This window comes from Streptomyces sp. YIM 121038 (assembly GCF_006088715.1).
Lineage (GTDB): Bacteria > Actinomycetota > Actinomycetes > Streptomycetales > Streptomycetaceae > Streptomyces.
Window position 1 is genome coordinate 4,085,263 of sequence record NZ_CP030771.1, and the last position, 18,730, is coordinate 4,103,992.

The 18,730-nt window shown below is 73.8% G+C and carries 16 protein-coding genes; 7 read left to right on the forward strand and 9 right to left on the reverse strand.

Annotation, left to right across the window (positions count from 1 at the left end; translation table 11 throughout):
- Window positions 1-29: 29 nt before the first annotated feature.
- The 6 genes from C9F11_RS17025 to C9F11_RS17050 all read right to left on the reverse strand — a co-directional run bounded on the left by C9F11_RS17025 (window position 30) and on the right by C9F11_RS17050 (window position 5,795).
- Window positions 30-1,388, reverse strand: a complete 1,359-nt coding sequence (locus C9F11_RS17025; RefSeq protein WP_138966587.1) for a hypothetical protein — start codon at window positions 1,386-1,388, stop codon at window positions 30-32.
- Between the two features lie 98 nt (window positions 1,389-1,486).
- On the reverse strand, window positions 1,487-2,599 hold the full coding sequence (locus C9F11_RS17030; protein WP_138966589.1) for a hypothetical protein: 1,113 nt from the start codon (window positions 2,597-2,599) through the stop codon (window positions 1,487-1,489).
- A gap of 38 nt (window positions 2,600-2,637) precedes the next feature.
- Window positions 2,638-3,594 (reverse strand): hypothetical protein, encoded by a 957-nt coding sequence (locus C9F11_RS17035; protein WP_249402188.1) that lies wholly within the window; start codon window positions 3,592-3,594, stop codon window positions 2,638-2,640.
- A 23-nt stretch (window positions 3,595-3,617) separates the two neighbouring features.
- On the reverse strand, window positions 3,618-4,367 hold the full coding sequence (locus C9F11_RS17040) for an LPXTG cell wall anchor domain-containing protein (protein WP_138960101.1): 750 nt from the start codon (window positions 4,365-4,367) through the stop codon (window positions 3,618-3,620).
- Window positions 4,368-4,554: 187 nt separating this feature from the next.
- A complete protein-coding gene (locus tag C9F11_RS17045; protein WP_138960102.1) occupies window positions 4,555-5,070 on the reverse strand; it encodes an ATP-binding protein in 516 nt (171 codons plus the stop codon).
- A 356-nt stretch (window positions 5,071-5,426) separates the two neighbouring features.
- Window positions 5,427-5,795, reverse strand: coding sequence for an STAS domain-containing protein (locus C9F11_RS17050; RefSeq protein WP_138960103.1), 369 nt, complete (start codon window positions 5,793-5,795; stop codon window positions 5,427-5,429).
- 259 nt (window positions 5,796-6,054) lie between these two features.
- Here C9F11_RS17050 and C9F11_RS17055 point away from each other — a divergent pair, with 259 nt between their 5' ends.
- Entirely contained in the window at window positions 6,055-7,020 is a 966-nt protein-coding gene (locus C9F11_RS17055; RefSeq protein ID WP_249401763.1) for an RNA polymerase sigma factor SigF, read from the forward strand.
- Between the two features lie 118 nt (window positions 7,021-7,138).
- Here C9F11_RS17055 and C9F11_RS17060 read toward each other — a convergent pair whose 3' ends face one another.
- Together C9F11_RS17060 and C9F11_RS17065 are read right to left on the reverse strand one after the other, a co-directional pair.
- Window positions 7,139-8,506 carry an APC family permease gene (locus C9F11_RS17060; RefSeq protein ID WP_138960104.1) on the reverse strand — a complete coding sequence of 456 codons (1,368 nt, stop codon included), beginning with the start codon at window positions 8,504-8,506 and terminating at the stop codon, window positions 7,139-7,141.
- A gap of 104 nt (window positions 8,507-8,610) precedes the next feature.
- Window positions 8,611-9,999: a diaminopimelate decarboxylase gene (locus C9F11_RS17065; RefSeq protein ID WP_138960105.1), complete on the reverse strand. Its 1,389-nt coding sequence runs from the start codon at window positions 9,997-9,999 to the stop codon at window positions 8,611-8,613.
- A gap of 139 nt (window positions 10,000-10,138) precedes the next feature.
- On the opposite strand from C9F11_RS17065, the gene hutU reads away from it, so the two are divergent.
- The 4 genes from hutU (at window position 10,139) to hutI (ending at window position 15,802) form a co-directional block, all read left to right on the forward strand.
- Entirely contained in the window at window positions 10,139-11,797 is a 1,659-nt protein-coding gene (hutU, locus tag C9F11_RS17070) for a urocanate hydratase (protein WP_138960106.1), read from the forward strand.
- Window positions 11,798-11,877: 80 nt separating this feature from the next.
- Window positions 11,878-13,080, forward strand: coding sequence for an allantoate amidohydrolase (locus tag C9F11_RS17075; RefSeq protein ID WP_138966593.1), 1,203 nt, complete (start codon window positions 11,878-11,880; stop codon window positions 13,078-13,080).
- Window positions 13,077-14,426: a formimidoylglutamate deiminase gene (locus C9F11_RS17080; RefSeq protein WP_138966595.1), complete on the forward strand. Its 1,350-nt coding sequence runs from the start codon at window positions 13,077-13,079 to the stop codon at window positions 14,424-14,426. Before C9F11_RS17075 ends, C9F11_RS17080 begins: the two co-directional genes overlap by 4 nt.
- Before the next feature lie 206 nt (window positions 14,427-14,632).
- The gene (gene hutI, locus C9F11_RS17090; protein ID WP_138960108.1) at window positions 14,633-15,802 is read left to right on the forward strand and encodes an imidazolonepropionase; all 1,170 of its coding nucleotides are present in this window, start codon (window positions 14,633-14,635) and stop codon (window positions 15,800-15,802) included.
- A 7-nt stretch (window positions 15,803-15,809) separates the two neighbouring features.
- On the opposite strand, the gene C9F11_RS17095 is transcribed toward hutI, so the two are convergent.
- On the reverse strand, window positions 15,810-16,643 hold the full coding sequence (locus tag C9F11_RS17095) for a MurR/RpiR family transcriptional regulator (RefSeq protein WP_138960109.1): 834 nt from the start codon (window positions 16,641-16,643) through the stop codon (window positions 15,810-15,812).
- A gap of 116 nt (window positions 16,644-16,759) precedes the next feature.
- Between C9F11_RS17095 and C9F11_RS17100 the strand changes: the two genes are divergently transcribed.
- Window positions 16,760-18,172, forward strand: coding sequence for a cytosine permease (locus tag C9F11_RS17100; RefSeq protein ID WP_138960110.1), 1,413 nt, complete (start codon window positions 16,760-16,762; stop codon window positions 18,170-18,172).
- A gap of 41 nt (window positions 18,173-18,213) precedes the next feature.
- Entirely contained in the window at window positions 18,214-18,642 is a 429-nt protein-coding gene (locus C9F11_RS17105) for a hypothetical protein (protein ID WP_138960111.1), read from the forward strand.
- Window positions 18,643-18,730: the final 88 nt, after the last annotated feature.

Here is an 18,730-nt window from a genome sequence, read left to right on the forward strand (position 1 = left end):
GACACAGCCCCGCGCCCCTTCGGGGCGCTTCAGCGCAGCCGCCGCCTCCCGCGCGGCAGGAACGTGAACACCGCGCCGCCCAGGAGGACCGCCGTGCCCGCGACCAGGCCGAGCGCCCGCAGCGCGCCGTTGTCGTCGGCACCGGTGTCGGCGAGGCCGCCGCCGGACGCGTCACCGGCACCGCCCGCGGAGCCGCCGCCGGAGCCCGAGCCGGACCCCGAACCCGAGCCCGAACCCGAGCCGCCTGCCGCGCCGCCCGGCTGCGCCGAGGTGTCGAGCACCAGGGACACCCCGGTCTTCACGGGCGTACAGGTGGTGGTCGTGCCGAGGGCCTTCACGGTGAGGACACCGGGCGAGAGCGTCGCTTTGCCGTCGGCGCCCGGGGTGTAGGTGCCGGTCAGGTCCGGGACGGCGATGGGCGCGCCGGACTTGATGGGCTCCTTGTTGGCGGGGCCCTCGACGGGCACCGTGCCTTTGTCGGCGCCGCCGAGGAGCACGGCCATGGAGGGCTTCACCGCGCCCTTGGGGATGTCGACCGGGCTGTCCATCACGGACTTCTTGAACCGCACGGTCAGGCCGTACTTCCCGCCGTCCTTCCGGGCGTCGATCTGCACCGGCGAGGTCGCCTCCTTGTCGCCGATCGGCGTCTTGCACTTGTACGGGACCTGCACCTCCTTGCCGGGGAAGTCGGTCTGGCCGTCGCCGCCGCCGGAGGAGCCACCGGCGGAGCCACCCGACGAGCCGCCCGTCGTCCCGCCCGACGTACCGCCGCTGTCACCGCCGCTGTCACCGCCGCCGGAGGTCGTACCGCCGGAGGACCCACCGGACGTCGTACCACCGGACGTCCCGCCCGAGGAGCCCCCGGACGTGCCGCCGCCGTCGGTCACCTTGATGGTCACGGCGGGCTTCACGGCCTCCTCGGGCTTGCACGGGGTGTCCGTGGAGATCGGCTTGTTCACGTTGATGGCGTACGCGCCCGGAGTCAGCGTCACCTCGCCCGGCGCGGTCAGCTTCAGCTTGCCCTTCATGTCGGACAGGACCATCGCGCCGCCCTTGGGGATGGGCGGATTGGTGCGGGTCCCCTCGACCTTCAGGTCGCCGCTCTGGGCACCGCCCACCGTGACGGTGCCGGTCGGCAGGACGGTGTCCTCGCCGAGGTCGAGGATGTCGGGGTTCTTGGAGGCGGCCTCGACCGTCTTCCACACCACCTCGACCTCGTCGCCGACCTTCGCCTCGGCGGGCGCCGTCACGTCCGCCTTCGTGGTGCCGTGCACCGGCGGCAGCTGGGAGATGGGCGGCGGCACGCACTCGGTCCTGTAGGCGACCTCGGCTGCGCTCGCCGGGCCCGCCGCGCCGAGCACGGCGAGGCCCGCGCCGCCGAGCGCCAGGGCGACCGAGGCCGCGGCCGCTCTCGTCCGGGGTGGTGCGCCCCTTCCCGGTCTGCCCGCTCTTCCCGCTCTCGCGCTCCGTTGCGTCGGCTTCCTCGTCACGGCTTTCCTTTCGTCGGGGGGCCGTTGTCGGACGGTGCGGAGAGCTGTCCCGCCGGGGCGCCCGGGTCGGTGTCCGGGGTGAACCACGGCAGGCCGGTGGAGGTGGACCCGGTGTCCCGGGAGGTGGGTGCCGGGTCGTCGGCGGCGGTGTCCGTCCTTCTGAGCAGCGCCGCCTTGGCGAGCAGGGCGCTCTTCGTGAGCCGGGTGCCGCCGGGCAGGGCCGCGGTGACGCGCCGCGTGCGGTGGCGGCCCTGCGGGCGGCCGCCGGGCCCCTTGGCGGGGCGGAGCCGGTCGACGGCCACCATGCCGACGCGGAAGACGGCCGCGGGCACGACGAGGGCGAGGAGCACCCAGAACAGCGTCACGCCCCAGGGCCGCCCCACGCCCCACGGCTGCTCGGCGAGGACGTCGCTGCCGTACCGGAGCGAGACCAGGTAGTCGCCGTGGGCGCCCGCGGGCAGCTCGACCGGCAGCCTGATCCTCGCCTTCGCGCCGGGCGCGATGGTGCCGCGCCACTGCTGCTGCTCCCACTGCGGGGCGAACACGCCGTGGGAGGTGCCGACCTGGAAGACCGGGTTCCTGACCGGCGCGGTGCCCAGGTTGCCCACGGTGACCACCAGCTGCCGCGAGGGCGGGGAGCCGAACCACGTGAGGAGGCCGCTCGACCCGTCGAGCCGGGTGTCCGCGAGCACCGCGAGCCGCCCGCCGCGCGGCTTGCGCAACGGCTTCACCGGATGCCCCGCGACCTTGAACGCCGCGTCCACCGCGGCCTTCCCGCCGGTCACCGTGGCGACGTGCACGACGCACGGGCAGGGCTTCGGCGGCTCGGCCACGGGCAGCCGCTTGCGGAACCTGCCGTCGCCGCCGGTGGTGACGGCACGGCCCTCGGCGTTGGCGCAGGAGTTGGTGCCGCCGGGCACCCCCGCGGCGGGCGTGCCCTGCCCGCAGACGAGCATCATGAGCAGCGCGCGCGGCCGCCACCCCTTGCCGGTCACGGTGACCGAGCCCCCGGCCCCCGCCTGGGACGCGGAGAGCGTCACCGTCGGCTTCGGCTCGGCCGCGGCGTCCGGCACGGCCCCGAGCAGCGCGCAGGCCAGGGCGAGGACCAGGGCCGACGCGCAGCCGCGCGGCCACGTCCGCTGTCCGTTCACGGCTTGCCTCCCGTCCCCGTGGCCGTCGGCTCCCGCTCCGCCGCCGCCTCCGCTTCCGCTGCCGTCTCCGCCGCCGCTGTCGCTTCCGCCGCCGCCTCCGCTGTCGCTGCCGTCTCCGCCGGTGCGCCGGCGTCCCGTCTCCGGCGGCGTACGGCGTGCCGTACGGCGCACCACGCGGCGACGCCCGCCGCGACGGCACCGGCGCCCGCGCCCGCGGCGGCGGGCCACGGCACGAGGCGTGCGGACGCGGACCCCTCGGCCCGCACCCCGCCCGCCGCCGTGACCGTCAGGCGCACGTCCACGGCGTCGAACGACGGCACGCCGGGCCACGGCTCGCTCAGCGCGACCCGGCTGCCGGGCGCGACACGCACGGGCACGCGGTGCGGCGCCCGGTCGAGCAGTTCCCCGAAGACGCCGTCGGCCCGCACCGCGACGCGCGGCGCCAGCACCGTGGTGCCCCGGTTCACCAGCTCGTACGTGATCCGCTCCGCGTCCGCGTCGAGGCGTACGCGCTCCACGGTCAGCGCGGCCAGGGCGGGCCCGGCCACCCGCAGGCGCAGGGGCACCCGGGCGTCCCGGCCACCGCCGCGCGCGACGACCGCGCCGGAGCGGTCGCCCGGCGCGGCCCCCTTCGGCACCGCCACGGTGAACGGGACGTCGGCCCGGGTGCGCGGCGGCACCGTCACCTTCCGCCGGGCGAAGGCCAGCCACGCCCCGATGCCGTCGGGGCCGGTGCCGCGCAGGGTCACCGTGCGGGGCCGCGCGCTCCGGTTCGTGACGGACACCTTGTCCTCCAGGACGGCACCGGGCGCGCCCTCCGCGTACAGGGACGGCCGTGCGGAGCCCGCGGGGTCGAGCGACCAGCCGTCGCCGTCGGCCGCGCGGGCGAGGGGCGCGGCAGCGCACCCGAGCAGCGCGCCGGCCGCGGCGAGCGCCCGCGCGGCGGCCCGCACCCGCATCGCCCGCGTCCCCGCCCTCAGCGCGGCGCCTGGTTCCGGCGCGTCAGCCACAGCACCCCGGCCGCGCCCGCGAGCAGCACCGTGCCGCCGAGCGTGCCGAGCGCGATCGCGGAGTCGGCGGGTCCGGTCTGCGGCAGGTCCTCGCCGCCGGACGGCGTGCCCCGCGCGCCGTCGGACGCGTCGCCGGAGCCGGAGCCCGTCCCGGAACCGGAACCGGCGTCGGATCCCGAGCCCGCGCCGGAGCCGGCGTCCGAGCCGCTCCCCTTCACGTTCAGGGTCAGCGACGGCTTCGGGTCGTTCGCGGGCGTGCACGTCGTCGTCGTACCGAGCGCCTTGATGGTCAGGACACCGGCGGTGAAGGTGACCTTGCCGGACTTCTTGGGCGTGTACGTGCCCGTCAGGGTGCTGATCTTGATGGGCGTGTTGGCCGGGACGGGCCCGGAGTTGGGCGGCCCCGACACCGGGACGGTGCCGCTCTCCGCGCCGCCGAGCTCGATGAGCGCGCTCGGCTTCATGGCGCCCTTGCCCAGCTCGACGGGGCTGGAGGAGACGCCCTTCTGGAAGGACATCGTGAGCTTGTAGCCGCTGCCGCTCTTGACGCTCTTGATGTCGATCGGCGAGACGGCGCCCTTGTTCCCGATGGGCGTCTTGCACTGGTAGTCGACGTCCTGGACCTCGGCCCGTGCGGCGGGTGCGGTCAGCAGCAGCGCCGATCCGGCCAGGGCGGCGGTGAGTGCGAGCGCGGTGGGTTTCCTCTGGTACGGCACCTCGTGGTCCCCTCATGCCGGTGGCGAAATCCGTGCCGCGCGCACTGATTTGCTGACGGCACATCAGATCGGGCGCTCAAGGTACGCCGGGGACCTTGTCGAGGGAAGACAAAGGACGCGCCGGATCCGTGGAGATCCGGCGCGTCCTTCGAACCGCGGGTAACCCTTGTGACTCCGGGCGCGGGCGCTAGCCCGGCGCCTCCAGCTCCGCCCACACCGTCTTGCCCGTCGCCCCAGGGGTCCGCACAACCCCCCAGTCCAGACAGAGCCGCTGCACGATGAACATGCCGTGCCCGCCGGGCCGCCCGGCCCGGTGCGGCGTGCGCGGCGCGGGCTGTCCGGCACCGCGGTCGGAGACCTCGATGCGCAGCACCTTCCGGCCGCCGTCACAGGACAGCCAGAGCTCGTCGGGGCCCTCGGCGTGCAGGCAGGCGTTGGTGACCAGCTCGGAGACCACGAGCAGGACGTCCTCCGCCGCGGCGCGCCGGTCGGCGGTGGCCGCGGGCAGCCAGCCCCAGGCGTGCAGCGCCTCGCGGGTGAAGTCCCGCGAGAGCGGGACCACGCCGCTCGCGCCGTCCAGGCTCAGCCTGCGGACCTGGCGGCCGCCGGGCCCGGGGGTGGCCGCGTGCGCGGGAGCGTCCGCGACAGCGGCCTCCGGCTCCGGGCCACGGTCGCCCGGCGAGTAAGGCCGGGTGGCGCTCATCAGCACTTCACCTCACCGACAAGAGGACTCTGGACAAGGACGGACCACGGGAGCCCGGCGGCGGGGCCTCCGCCCGCCCGGCCGCTCCCCGGCCGCTTGCCATTTCTGACGTTTGATCCGACGTTGGTCTGGCTGTGTTGGTCTGCTGTTCGGTCCGGCGCCCGCCGGACGACGGCCGACTCCGGATTCAGGGTGACTCCTGCCCGGCCGAACCGGACGAACACCCATGGATTCGGTGAGAACCGTGTGACGCTGGTAACGCATTGGTCACACAGCGGCAACTGACACATAACGCTTCACGTCACCCGTCATATCGCCCCCACACATCCCGTTCTCCCCGCGAAAAGAGGTCCGGCTCAGTCGGCCAGTGCCGCTTCGAGCGTCTCGTGGACGGTGAAGACGGCGTCGGCCCCCGTGATCTCGAACACCCTGGCCACCACCGGCAGCATCCCGGCGAGATGCACGCCGCCGCCCGCGGCCTCGGCCTTGAGGCGGGCCCCGAGGAGCACGTTGAGACCCGTGGAATCACAGAACTCCAACCGTGAGCAGTCGACCACGAGGCGCGAGAAGCCCTCGTCGACGCAGCCCTCGAGCGGTTCGCGCAGCACATCGGCGGTGTGGTGATCGAGCTCACCCGCCGGAGTCACGACGGCGCTGCGGCCCTCTTTCCGGACTTCGACCGAAAGTCGGCCCCTGTGTGCGCTGCCGACCGTCCCGCGGTCCATGCCGTCACTCTCTTCCGACCGTTGGGCTGTTACTGGCGCGCGCCGTGACGCGCGATGACGCCCTTGAACATTACGCCTTCCGTACGCCCCGGGGTACCCGAACATCCCCCTGAATTCGGACATTTCGCCACGCACCGCACTTGCGACTCCGCGTCGGAAGCGGGTAGGGGTAGAAGAGACATCACCCGACCCGGACGGCCATGGAGGCGCCGCACACCGCAGTGCACGTAGTGGCATCGGCAGCCATATGCCGAGAACGATGGAGGACACCATGTCACCCCGGCTCGACGAATCGCGTACTGACCAAGCGACGTCGACACCCCCGCCGAACCGCACCCGAACCTCGATCCCCGGCCCCGCCGAAGAGGCCCTGCCGGCGGCCGCGACGGACCCGTCGCGCCCCGACGAGCGGCCCGAGTCACTCTCCGGGCTCCCCGAGATCCCCCCGTTCGACGAGGTGGGCCCCCTCGACGCGCGAGCCCTGTCCAAGACGCTCTTCGAGCGGCTCGAGTCCCTCGAAGAGGGCACCCACGCCCACGCGTACGTACGCAACACCCTCGTCGAGCTCAACCTCGCCCTGGTGAAGTTCGCCGCCTCCCGGTTCCGCTCCCGCAGCGAGCCGATGGAGGACATCATCCAGGTCGGCACCATCGGCCTGATCAAGGCGATCGACCGCTTCGAGCTCAGCCGCGGCGTCGAGTTCCCCACCTTCGCGATGCCGACCATCGTCGGCGAGATCAAGCGCTTCTTCCGCGACACCTCGTGGTCGGTGCGCGTGCCGCGACGGCTCCAGGAGCTCCGCCTCGACCTCGCCAAGGCGGGTGACGAACTCGCTCAGCAGCTCGACCGCTCGCCGACGGTGGCCGAGCTCGCCGAGCGCCTCGGCCTCTCGCCCGACGAGGTCGTCGAAGGCATGGCGGCGTCCAACGCCTACACCGCGAGCTCGCTCGACGCGCAGCCCGAGGACGACGACTCCGAAGGCGCGCTCGCCGACCGCATCGGCTACGAGGACCACGGGCTCGAAGGCATCGAGTACGTCGAGTCGTTGAAGCCGCTGATCGCCGAACTGCCGCCGCGGGACCGGAAGATCCTCTCCCTGCGGTTCGTGGCGAACATGACCCAGTCGGAGATCGGTGAGGAGCTGGGCATCTCCCAGATGCACGTCTCGCGTCTGCTGTCCCGCACGCTGGTGCGGCTGCGCAGAGCGCTGACGGTCGAGGAGTAACAGCGCCCCGTCGTCGCTCCGCGCCCCGGAACTCGAACGCCGGAGGAGCCGGACGGTGCCGCTCGCGGCAGCGTTCGCCCCCTCCGGCGTTCGAGTTCCGGGGCCCCCTCCGCCGCGGTCAGGCCTCCGTACGCGCCCGCATCACCAGCTTGTTCACCGCCCACAGGGCGATGCCGATCGCGAGCAGCACGCCCGCGCGGACGTAGACGTCGGCCGGGCGGTCGGCGAGCGGGCTCGCGAGGACGAGCGCGGTGATCGCGCCGAGCACGGGCAGGGCCGTGGGCGTGCGGAAGTGGTCGTGGTCCACGGGGTCCCTGCGCAGCACCAGGACCGCGACGTTGACGACGGCGAACACGCACAGGAGCAGGAACGCCGTGGTGTCGCCGAGGCCCTCGATCTCGCCGGTGGAGACCAGGCCGATGGCGAGCAGGGACACGAACGCGATGCCCACGACGGGCGTGCGGCGACCGGCCAGGACGCGGCCCATGGAGCGCGGCAGGATGCGCTCGTTGGCCATGCCGTAGCAGAGGCGGGACGCCATCATGATGTTGATGAGGGCGGAGTTGGTGACCGCGAACAGGGCGATGAGCGCGAAGAGTTTGTGCGGGAAGTCCACGCCGCCCGCCTTCACCACCTCCAGGAGCGGTCCGCTGGAGCCCTCCAGGGTCCTGTAGTCCACCAGGAGCGAGGAGACCAGGGCGACCAGGACGTAGATGGTGCCGGTCACCGCCACGCCGATGAAGATCGCGCGCGGGAAGGTGCGGGTGGGGTCCTTGGTCTCCTCGGCCATGTTCACCGAGTCCTCGAAGCCGACGAAGGCGAAGAAGCCGAGCGCGGTGGCCCCGAGGACTCCCGTGAACAGGGCGTATCCGGTGCCGCTCGACTCGAACTCGGTGAGCCGCGACGGCTCCCCGTCCCCCGTGAGCACGGCCCACGCGCCGATCGCGAGGATGATCAGCAGACCGGTCAGCTCGACCGCGGTCAGCACGACGTTCGCCTTCACCGACTCCGACACGCCCCGCAGGTTCAGCGCGGCGAGGGCGAGGACGAACGCGATCGCCACCAGCGTCGGCGGCAGCGCGTCATCGGTCAGCTCGCTCAGGTAGTCCCCGCTGAAGGCGCGGGCGGCCGCGCTCGCGGACGACAGGCCCGAGCACATCACCATGAACGCGATGATGAAGGTCAGGAAGGGGACCTTGAAGGCCTTCTGGGTGTAGAGCGCGGCACCCGCCGCCTTGGGGTACTTGCCGACCAGTTCCACGTACGACGCGGCCGTCAGGATCGCCACGACGAAGCCGATGAGGAACGGCACCCACAGGGCGCCGCCCACCTTTCCCGCCACCTTGCCGGTGGTGGCGTAGATGCCGGTGCCGAGGATGTCGCCGATCACGAAGAGGATCAGCAGCTTGGGGCCGAGGACCCGGCGCAGGCCGGGCTCCTCCTCGGCCGGATGCGTGGTGGTACCGCTCGTTCCTGAAGTCGTCACAGGAGCCTCCCCCGAACGTGACCGGGAACTTCGGAAGGATCTCTTGCCCGTGACACGCCGGGACGATGCGGGAGTTGAGCAACATCAGAGCCCGTGGCGGCGCCTCACAGCCCGTTCAGCGCGTCCGGTACGCCGCCGCCGGCCTCCTCGACCAGCTCCGCCACCGGCTGCGGCGCGCGCACGGTGGCGAAGCGGACCGTGCCGTCCGCCCCCGCGGCGAAGCCGTGGATCCCGGGCCGGGGCAGGCTGTTGTACGAGTAGTGCTGGGCGAAGTAGTAGGCGCCGGTGTCGAGGGCGGCCACGTGGTCGCCCGCTTCGAGCCGGGGCAGCGGGTGGTCGGCGGCGAGCAGGTCGCCCGCGAAGCAGGCCGGGCCCGCGACGTCCTGGCCGACGACGGGCCCCTGCTTGGGGCGGCCCTTGGCGTCGTACGCGGCGAGCCGGAGCGGCCAGGACTCGGGCGCGTACACCGTGCGGGTCGCCACCTGGACGCCCGCGTGGGTCAGCGCGATGGGCCGCCCGCCCGCCTCCTTGACGTACTCGACGCGGGCGAGCAGCACCCCCTGCTTGGCGAGCAGCGAGCGGCCGAACTCGGTGACCAGGCCGTAGCGCCCGTCGAGCAGGCCGGGCACGCGGTCCTTGAGCAGGCGCGCGTACTGGCCGTGGGTCGGGCTCGCCTCGTCGGAGGAGAAGTTGACGGGGAGGCCGCCGCCGATGTCGACGGTGTCGATCTGGCGGCGCCCGGCGCGGGCGTTGACCTCCTCGGCGAGTTCGTACACCGCGGCGACACCCCGCACGAGCAGGTCGAGGGGGATGCCCTGGGAGCCGGTGTGCGCGTGCAGGCGGGTCAGCCAGGGCCGGTCGAGACAGGCCTGGACGAGCCAGTCGCGGGCGCCCTCGTCCCGCAGCGGCACGCCGAACTTCGAGGTCGCCGTCGCCGTCGAGAGCGCGCCGATGGAGCCCGCGCCGACCTGCGGGTTCACCCGTATCCCGAGCGGCGATCCGGTGGGCGCGGAGCGCACCAGGGCGTCGACGCGGGCCAGCTCCTGCGGGTTGTCGGCGTTGACGGCGATGCCCAGGGCGAGGGCCTCGCGCAGCTCGGCGGGGGTCTTGGCGGGCGAGTCGAGGACGGTGTGCGCGGGCGGCACCCCGGCGGCGCGGGCGAGGGCCAGTTCGCCGGGGCTCGCGACCTCGGCGCCGATCCCCTCCTCGTGCAGCAGCCGCAGGACCGGCACCAGGGGCGTCGCCTTCACGGCGAAGGCGTGCAGGACGGGGGTGCCGGGCGGGGTGACCCCGGCGAAGGCGGCGCGCAGCGCGACGGCGGCCGCGCGGACGCCGGTGACGTCGACGAGGCCCGCGAGCGGGTGCTCCGGGCTCACCACGCCCTGCTCGATCGCGGCGCGTACGGCCTGGTCCCGGCGGGCGGCGGCCTCCGCGCCGGGGGGACTCGTGGGGTCGACGGTGGGGCCGGGAACCGTCGCGTCGTCGGGGCTCATGTGATCCACGCAAGGGGGCTCATGTGATCCACACAATCACCCGAGCGCCGCGTCCGCTGGCCCTACGGTGCTATTGACTAGAGCTATTCACCGACCGAGGATGTGAATAACAAGGTCACAGCCCTCAGGAGGCACCGCCATGTCAGGACCCCGCCCCGTACGAGCGCCGCGCGGCACCGAACTGAGCGCCCTGGGATGGCAGCAGGAAGCCGCCCTGCGCATGCTCCAGAACAACCTCGACCCCGAGGTCGCCGAGCACCCCGACAAGCTCGTCGTCTACGGCGGCACCGGCAAGGCGGCCCGCGACTGGCGCTCCTTCGACGCGATGGTGCGCACGCTGCGGACCCTCAAGCAGGACGAGACGATGCTCGTCCAGTCCGGCCGCCCCGTCGGCGTCATGCAGACCCACGAGTGGGCGCCGCGCGTGCTCATCGCCAACTCCAACCTGGTCGGCGACTGGGCGAACTGGGAGGAGTTCCGCCGCCTGGAGGCGCTCGGCCTCACCATGTACGGCCAGATGACCGCCGGTTCCTGGATCTACATCGGCACCCAGGGCATCCTCCAGGGCACGTACGAGACCTTCGCGGCCGTCGCGGCGAAGAAGTTCGGCGGCACGCTCGCCGGGACCATCACGCTCACCGCCGGGCTCGGCGGCATGGGCGGCGCCCAGCCGCTGGCCGTCACCATGAACGACGGCGTCGCGATCTGTATCGACTGCGACCCGCGCGCCATCGAGCGCCGCATCGAGCACCGCTACCTCGACGTGAAGGCGGACTCCCTGGAGCACGCGCTCCAGCTCGCCACCGAGGCCCGCGACGCCCGCCGCCCGCTCTCCATCGGCCTGCTCGGCAACGCGGCGGAGCTGCTGCCGCGCATGCTCGCCGAGGGCGCGCCCGTCGACATCGTCACGGACCAGACGAGCGCCCACGACCCGCTCGCCTACCTCCCCGTCGGCGTCGACTTCGACGACATGGCGACGGCCGCCGAGAAGGACCCGGCGGGCTTCACCACCCGGGCCCGCGAGTCCATGGCCCGGCACGTCGAGGCCATGGTCGGCTTCATGGACGCGGGCGCCGAGGTCTTCGACTACGGCAACTCCATCCGCGGCGAGGCCCAACTGGCGGGCTACGACCGGGCGTTCGCCTTCCCCGGCTTCGTCCCCGCGTACATCCGGCCGCTGTTCTGCGAGGGCAAGGGCCCGTTCCGCTGGGCGGCGCTCTCGGGCGAGGCCTCGGACATCCACAAGACCGACAAGGCGATCCTCGACCTCTTCCCCGAGAACGAATCGCTGCACCGCTGGATCAAGATGGCGGGCGAGCGCGTCCACTTCCAGGGCCTGCCCGCCCGCATCTGCTGGCTCGGCTACGGCGAGCGCGACAAGGCGGGCGAGCGGTTCAACGACATGGTGGCCTCCGGTGAGCTCCAGGCCCCGCTCGCGATCGGCCGCGACCACCTCGACTGCGGCTCGGTGGCCTCGCCGTACCGCGAGACCGAGGGCATGCGCGACGGCTCCGACGCCATCGCCGACTGGCCCCTCCTGAACGCCATGGTCAACGTGGCCTCCGGCGCCTCCTGGGTCTCCCTCCACCACGGCGGCGGCGTCGGCATGGGCCGCTCCATCCACGCGGGCCAGGTCACGGTCGCCGACGGCACGAAGCTCGGGGGCGAGAAGATCCGCAGGGTCCTCACCAACGACCCGGGCATGGGCGTGATCCGGCACGTCGACGCGGGCTACGAGGGCGCCGAGGCCGTGGCCGCGGAGCGCGGTGTCCGCGTGCCCATGCGGGAGGGCGAGTGAAGCGCCCCGAAGGGGCGCGGGGAACTGCGCGCCCGGCCACGACGGCACCGCAGTCGCCGACGCCGCCCGACTTCACGGCGATGTGGCGCGACCTGCTTCCCATCGGCCGCAACGCCGAGACCGGCGGCTACCGCCGCCACGCCTGGACCGGGGCCGACGCCGACTGCCGGACCTGGTTCCAGGAGCAGGCCGAGAGCCGGGGGCTCGCGTACGAGACGGACCGGAACGGCAACCAGTGGGCGTGGCTCGGCGACCCGGCCGCGGGAGACGCCGTCGTCACCGGCTCGCACCTGGACTCCGTCCCCGACGGCGGCGCCTTCGACGGCCCCCTCGGCGTCGTCTCCGCCTTCGCCGCACTCGACGAACTCCGCGCCAGGGGCGCGGAGTTCACCCGCCCCCTCGCCCTCACGAACTTCGGCGACGAGGAGGGCGCCCGCTTCGGCCTGGCCTGCGTCGGCTCCCGGCTCACGGCCGGGCAGCTCACCAAGGAGCAGGCGTACGAGCTGCGCGACGGCGACGGCGTGCGCCTGCCGGAGGCGATGGAGGCCGCCGGGTACGACCCGGCGGCGATCGGCCCGGACCCCGAGCGGCTCGCCCGGATCGGCGCGTTCGTGGAGCTGCACGTGGAGCAGGGCCGGGCCCTGGACCTGTCCGGCGACGAGGTCGGCATCGCCAGCGCCATCTGGCCGCACGGCCGCTGGCGCTTCGACTTCCGCGGCGAGGCCAACCACGCGGGCACCACCCGCCTCGTCGACCGCAGCGACCCGATGCTGAGCTACGCGGAGACGGTCCTCGCGGCCCGCCGCGAGGCGGAGCTCGCGGGCGCGGTGGCGACGTTCGGCAAGATCTCCGTCGAGCCCAACGGCGTCAACGCCATCCCGTCCCTGGTGCGCGGCTGGCTCGACTCGCGCGCCGCGGACCAGGAGACGCTCGACACGGTGGTGACGGCGGTCGAGAAGGCGGCCCGCGAGTACGCGGACCGGCACGGCGTCGACCTCGCCGTCGTACGCGAGTCGTTCACGCCGGTCATCGAGTTCGAGCACGCGCTGCGCGACGAGCTGGGCGCGCTCCTGCGCGGGCGCACCGGCCGCGAGGTGCCCGTGCTCGGCACCGGCGCCGGGCACGACGCGGGCATCCTCTCCGCGTCCGTCCCGACCGCCATGCTGTTCGTCCGCAACCCCACGGGCGTCTCGCACTCCCCCGCCGAGTACGCGGCGGAGGACGACTGCGTCGCCGGGGTGCGGGCGCTCGCCGACGTACTGGAGGGCCTGGCGTGCCGGTGACGCACACGTACTGGGCGGAGCACGCCTGGCTGGAGCCGGCCGTGGAGCCCGGCGTGGCGCTCGACGTGGGTGCGGACGGGCGGATCGCCGCCGTCCGCACCGGCGTCGGGGCCCCGCCGCCGGGGGCCACGGTCCTGCGCGGCCTGACCCTGCCCGGCCTCGCCAACGCCCACTCGCATGCTTTCCACCGGGCGCTGCGCTCCACCGTGCAGGTCGGCAGCGGCACGTTCTGGACGTGGCGCGAGGTCATGTACTCCGTGGCCGACCGGCTCACGCCGGAGACGTACCACGCGCTCGCGCGGGCGGTGTACGCGGAGATGGCGCTCGCCGGGATCACGGCCGTCGGCGAGTTCCACTACCTGCACCACGCGCCCGGCGGGAAGCGCTACGCCGACCCGAACGCGATGGGCGAGGCCCTCATCGCCGCCGCGGCCGACGCGGGCATCCGCATCACGCTCCTCGACACCGCGTACGTGGCCTCCGGCCTGCGCGACGCCGCCGAGGGCGCCCCGCCCGACCACCACCAGCTGCGGTTCTCCGACGGCACGGCCCAGGCGTGGGCGGAGCGGGCCGCGCTCCTGAAGGACCGCGAGCACGCCCGGATCGGCGCGGCGATCCACTCCGTACGGGCCGTGCCCGCGCGGCAGTTGGGCACCGTGGCCGAGTGGGCCGCGACGCGCGGCGCCCCGCTGCACGTGCACCTGTCCGAGCAGACCGCCGAGAACGAGGCGTGCCTGGCCGTGCACGGCCGCACGCCCACGCGGCTGCTCGCCGACCACGGGGTGCTCGGGGCGCGCACGACGGGCGTCCACAACACGCACCTCACGGACGACGACATCGCCCTGATCGGCGGCTCGGGCACCGGCACCTGCATGTGCCCCACCACCGAGCGGGACCTCGCCGACGGCATCGGGCCCGCGCCCGCCCTCCAGCGGGCGGGCAGCCCGCTCTCCCTCGGCAGCGACAGCCACGCCGTCATCGACCTCTTCGAGGAGGCGCGGGCGATGGAGCTCAACGAGCGGCTGCGGACCCACACGCGGGGGCACTGGACGGCGGCCGCGCTGCTGCGGGCGGCGTCCGCCGACGGGCACGCCGCGCTCGGCTGGGCCGATGCCGGGGCCCTGGAGGCGGGGCGGCTCGCCGACTTCGCCACGGTCGCGCTCGACTCCGTGCGGACGGCGGGGGCCGTGCCGCGGCTCGGGGCGGAGGTCGCGGTGTTCGCGGCGAGCGCGGTGGATGTGCGGCACACCGTGGTCGGGGGCCGCCACGTGGTCCGCGACGGCGCCCACACCCTCGTCCCCGACGTACCGTCGGCCCTGACCGAAGCGGTGACAGCCCTGCACTAGCCCTCGCGGTGCGCCCCAGGCCCGCCCCTTCCCGAACTGGGGCTCCGCCCCAGACCCCGCTCCTCAAACGCCGGAGAGGCTGGATCTTTCAGCCCGTCCGGCGTTTGAGGACCGGGGGTACGGGGGCGGAGCCCCCGGAGCGGGAAGGGGCGGGCCTGGGGCGCACCGCGAGGGACCACCCGCACCCACCCACGAACAGGACCCCCATGACCACCACCGTCATCCGCAACATCGGCAGCCTCGTCACCAACGACCCTGCCCTGGGCCGGGGCCCGCTCGGGCTCATCGAGGACGCCGCCGTCGTCCTGGACGGCGAGGAGGTCGCCTGGGTGGGCCCGAGCGCCGAGGCCCCGGCGGCGGACGAGGCGTACGACGCCCAGGGCCGCGCGGCCCTGCCCGGCTTCGTGGACTCCCACTCCCACCTCCTCTTCGCGGGCGACCGCACCCAGGAGTTCAACGCCCGCATGGAGGGCCGCCCCTACGAGGCGGGCGGCATCCGCACAACCGTGGCGGCGACCCGCGCCGCGTCGGACGAGGCCCTGGAGGCGAACCTCGCCCGCTACCTCGCCGAGGCCCTGCGCCAGGGCACCACGACGTTCGAGACGAAGTCGGGCTACGGCCTGACGACCGAGGACGAGGCCCGCGCCCTGCGCATCGCGGCGCGCCACACGGACGAGGTCACCTTCCTCGGCGCCCACATCGTGTCGCCGGACCACGCCGGCGACCCGGCGGCGTACGTGGCCCTGGTGACGGGCGAGATGCTGGACGCCTGCGCCCCGCACGCCCGCTGGATCGACGTGTTCTGCGAGAAGGGCGCCTTCGACGGCGACCAGGCGCGGGCGATCCTGACCGCGGGGAAGGCGAAGGGGCTGCACCCGCGCGTGCACGCCAACCAGCTCAGCTACGGCCCGGGCGTCCAGCTGGCCGTGGAGCTCGACGCCGCGAGCGCCGACCACTGCACGCATCTGACGGACGCCGACGTGGACGCCCTCGCCCACAGCGACACGGTGGCCACGCTGCTGCCGGGCGCGGAGTTCTCCACGCGCGCCGAGTGGCCCGACGCCCGGCGGCTGCTCGACGCGGGCGCGACGGTGGCCCTGTCGACGGACTGCAACCCGGGCTCGTCGTTCACCTCGTCCGTGCCGTTCTGCGTCGCGCTCGCCGTACGGGACATGGGGATGACCCCCGACGAGGCGGTGTGGGCGGCCACGGCGGGCGGCGCCGCGGCGCTGCGCCGCACGGACGTCGGCCGCCTCTCCCCCGGCGCCCGCGCCGACCTGGCGCTCCTGGACGCGCCGAGCCACGTCCACCTGGCCTACCGGCCGGGCGTACCGCTGGTCTCGGCGGTGTGGCGGCGCGGCGCCCGCGTCGCCTGACGGGGCGTCACTCGACGAAGAGGCCGCGCTCGGCCGCCCCCACGTCGAACTCCTCCAGGCGCGCCTGCGCGTCGGGCAGCGCGTCGCACATGGCCTCCAGGAGCGCCCGGCCGAGCAGCATGGGGGCGCAGGCCGTGTCGAAGGCGAGGCCGGTGCCGACGGCGGCGGGCAGCAGCAGGTCGGAGTGCGCGGCCACGGGCGCGAAGGCGGAGTCGGCGACGGTGACGACGGTCAGGCCCGCGGCCCGGGCGTGGGCGAGGGCGTCCACGACCTCGCGCGGGTGCCGGGGCAGCGCGAAGCAGAGCAGGGCGTCGGCCCCGGCGCGCACGGCCGCGTCCAGGCGGTCGGTGAGCATGGAGCCGCCCTCGTCGAGCAGCCGCACGTCGGGGTGGACCTTCGCGGCGAAGTACGAGAAGCCGTAGGCCTGGGAGGCGGCGGCCCGCAGGCCGAGGACCGGCAGCGGGCGGGAAGCGGCCAGGAGGCGGCCCGCGCGTTCGACGGGCGCGGGGTCGGCGAGGACGGCCGCGAGGTGGCGCAGGTTCTCGATCTCCGCCTCGACGGCCTGCTGGTACTCGTTCGCCGCGGCGTCCTCCGGCGCCTCCGCGGGGGCCACGTCGCGCAGGTGGCGCCGCAGCGCCGGGTAGCCGTCGAAGCCGAGCGCGACCGCGAAGCGGGTCACGGACGGCTGGCTGACACCCGCGAGTTCGGCCAGCTCGACGCTGGACAGGAAGGGCGCGTCGGCGGCGCGCCGCACCATGCAGTGGGCGATGCGGCGCTGCGTCGGCGTGAGCCGGTGCCCCTCGAAGAGCGCCTGAAGCCGTGCCGCTGGACTGTCACTCATGCCGGACTCCTCACGCCGCTCCCGCTCCTGTCGCCACCCGACCATTGACAAAGTATTCAGCAAACCAGAACTCTGCATGACCATATACAGTCCGGCGAGGCGAGGACCGGCGCACCATGACGGAGTCACCCAAGTCCCTGGTGGAGCAGCGCTCCATCGACGTCGTACCGGACGCCGAGCGGCACGGCAGCCCGGTCAGCCAGTTCACGCTCTGGCTCGGCGCGAACCTCCAGATCACGGCGGTCGTCACGGGCGCGCTCGCCGTCGTCTTCGGCGGCGACGTGGTGTGGTCGATCGTGGGCCTCGCCCTCGGCAACGTGCTCGGCGGCGCCGTCATGGCCCTGCACTCCGCGCAGGGCCCCCGGCTCGGGCTGCCCCAGATGATCCAGTCCCGGGCCCAGTTCGGGGTGCGCGGCGCCGTCGTGCCGCTGCTCCTCGTGATCCTGATGTACGTCGGCTTCTTCGCCAGCGGCAGCGTGCTCGCCGGGCAGGCCACCGCCGAGCTGACGCACACCGGCGACACCACCGGGATCGTCCTCTTCGCGGTGGTCACGGCGGTGACGGCCACGGTCGGCTACCGCGTGATCCACGTCCTCGGCCGGATCGCGAGCGTGGTCTGCGCGCTCGCCTTCGTCTACCTCGGCATCCGCCTCCTGGACCGCGTCGACCTCGCGGACCTGCTCGCGGACGCCCGCTTCGACCTGCCGGTCTTCCTGCTCGCGGTGTCGCTCTCGGCGTCGTGGCAGCTGGCGTTCGGCCCGTACGTCGCGGACTACTCGCGCTATCTGCCGCGCACGACGTCGGCCCGCGCCACGTTCTGGTGGACCCTGTCCGGCTCGGCGCTCGGCTCCCAGTGGTCCATGACGTTCGGCGTGCTGGTGGCGGCCGGCGCGGGCGGGGCGTTCATGGACCACCAGGTCGAGTACGTCGTGGGGCTCGGCGGGACCGGCCTCGTGGCCTCGCTCCTGTACTTCGTGATCGCGCTCGGCAAGCTGACCATCAACGTGCTCAACACGTACGGCGGCTTCATGTCGATGGTCACCGGCATCGGCGGCTTCCGCGGCCGGAAGACGCTCTCGCCGCGCGGGCGGGCCGCGTACATCGGTCTGATCATGGTCGCGGGCACCGCGGTGGCGCTCCTCGGCAAGGACAGCTTCCTGACGTCCTTCAAGGACTTCCTGCTGTTCCTGCTGACGTTCTTCACCCCGTGGTCCGCGATCAACCTGGTCGACTACTACCTGATCTCCAAGGAGCGGTACGACATCCCGGCCCTGTTCGACCCGCACGGCCGGTACGGCGCCTGGCGCTGGGACGCGCTCGCCGTCTACGGGGTCGGCCTCCTGGCCCAACTCCCGTTCCTCGTCACGCACTTCTACACCGGGCCGCTGGTGGACTCCCTCGGCGGCGCCGACGTCTCCTGGATCGTGGGGCTCGTGGTCCCGGCCCTCCTGTACTGGCTGCTCGCCCGGCGCGACCCGGACCACGCGCCGGCGGACGGGGGCCTCGCCCAGGACGGAATGGGGGGTTAGCCCCACTGTCCGGGGGCCGCGGGCTGCGTACCGTAAGGGGTATGGAAGCCACACGTGACGCCGAACTCAAGAAGGAACTCGACGCCGCCTTGCACGCGCGCAAGGACCTCGGCGAGGAGTACGAGTCCGCGCTCGTCGACTCGTTCCTCGAAAAGGTCGAGAAGCGCCTGGACGGGACGATCGACCGGCAGATGCGCCGTCACCTGGCCGAACAGCAGATGATCATGGCCCGTAGCGCCCGCAACCCCGCCAGCGGAGTCGACTCCTGGGGCGAGCGCTTCGGCTTCGGCATCGTCTCGCTCATCCTCGCGATCCCCCTCTCGGCGATCGGCGTGGTGAACGCGGGGCTGTCCGGCCTCTTCGTGACGTGGTTCGGCATCGTCGGCGTCAACGCGGTCCACGCCGCGCGCGGCACGGGCCTCCTCCCCTTCCTCCGCCGCTCCCCCCGCAAGCCCGACTGGGAAGACTGACCCCAGCCGAAGCCCCCAGCCCGTCCGCAAGCCTCCAGCCCGTCCGGCGTTTGAGGACAAGCGCGGTAGCGCGGTGCAGTGAGGGCGC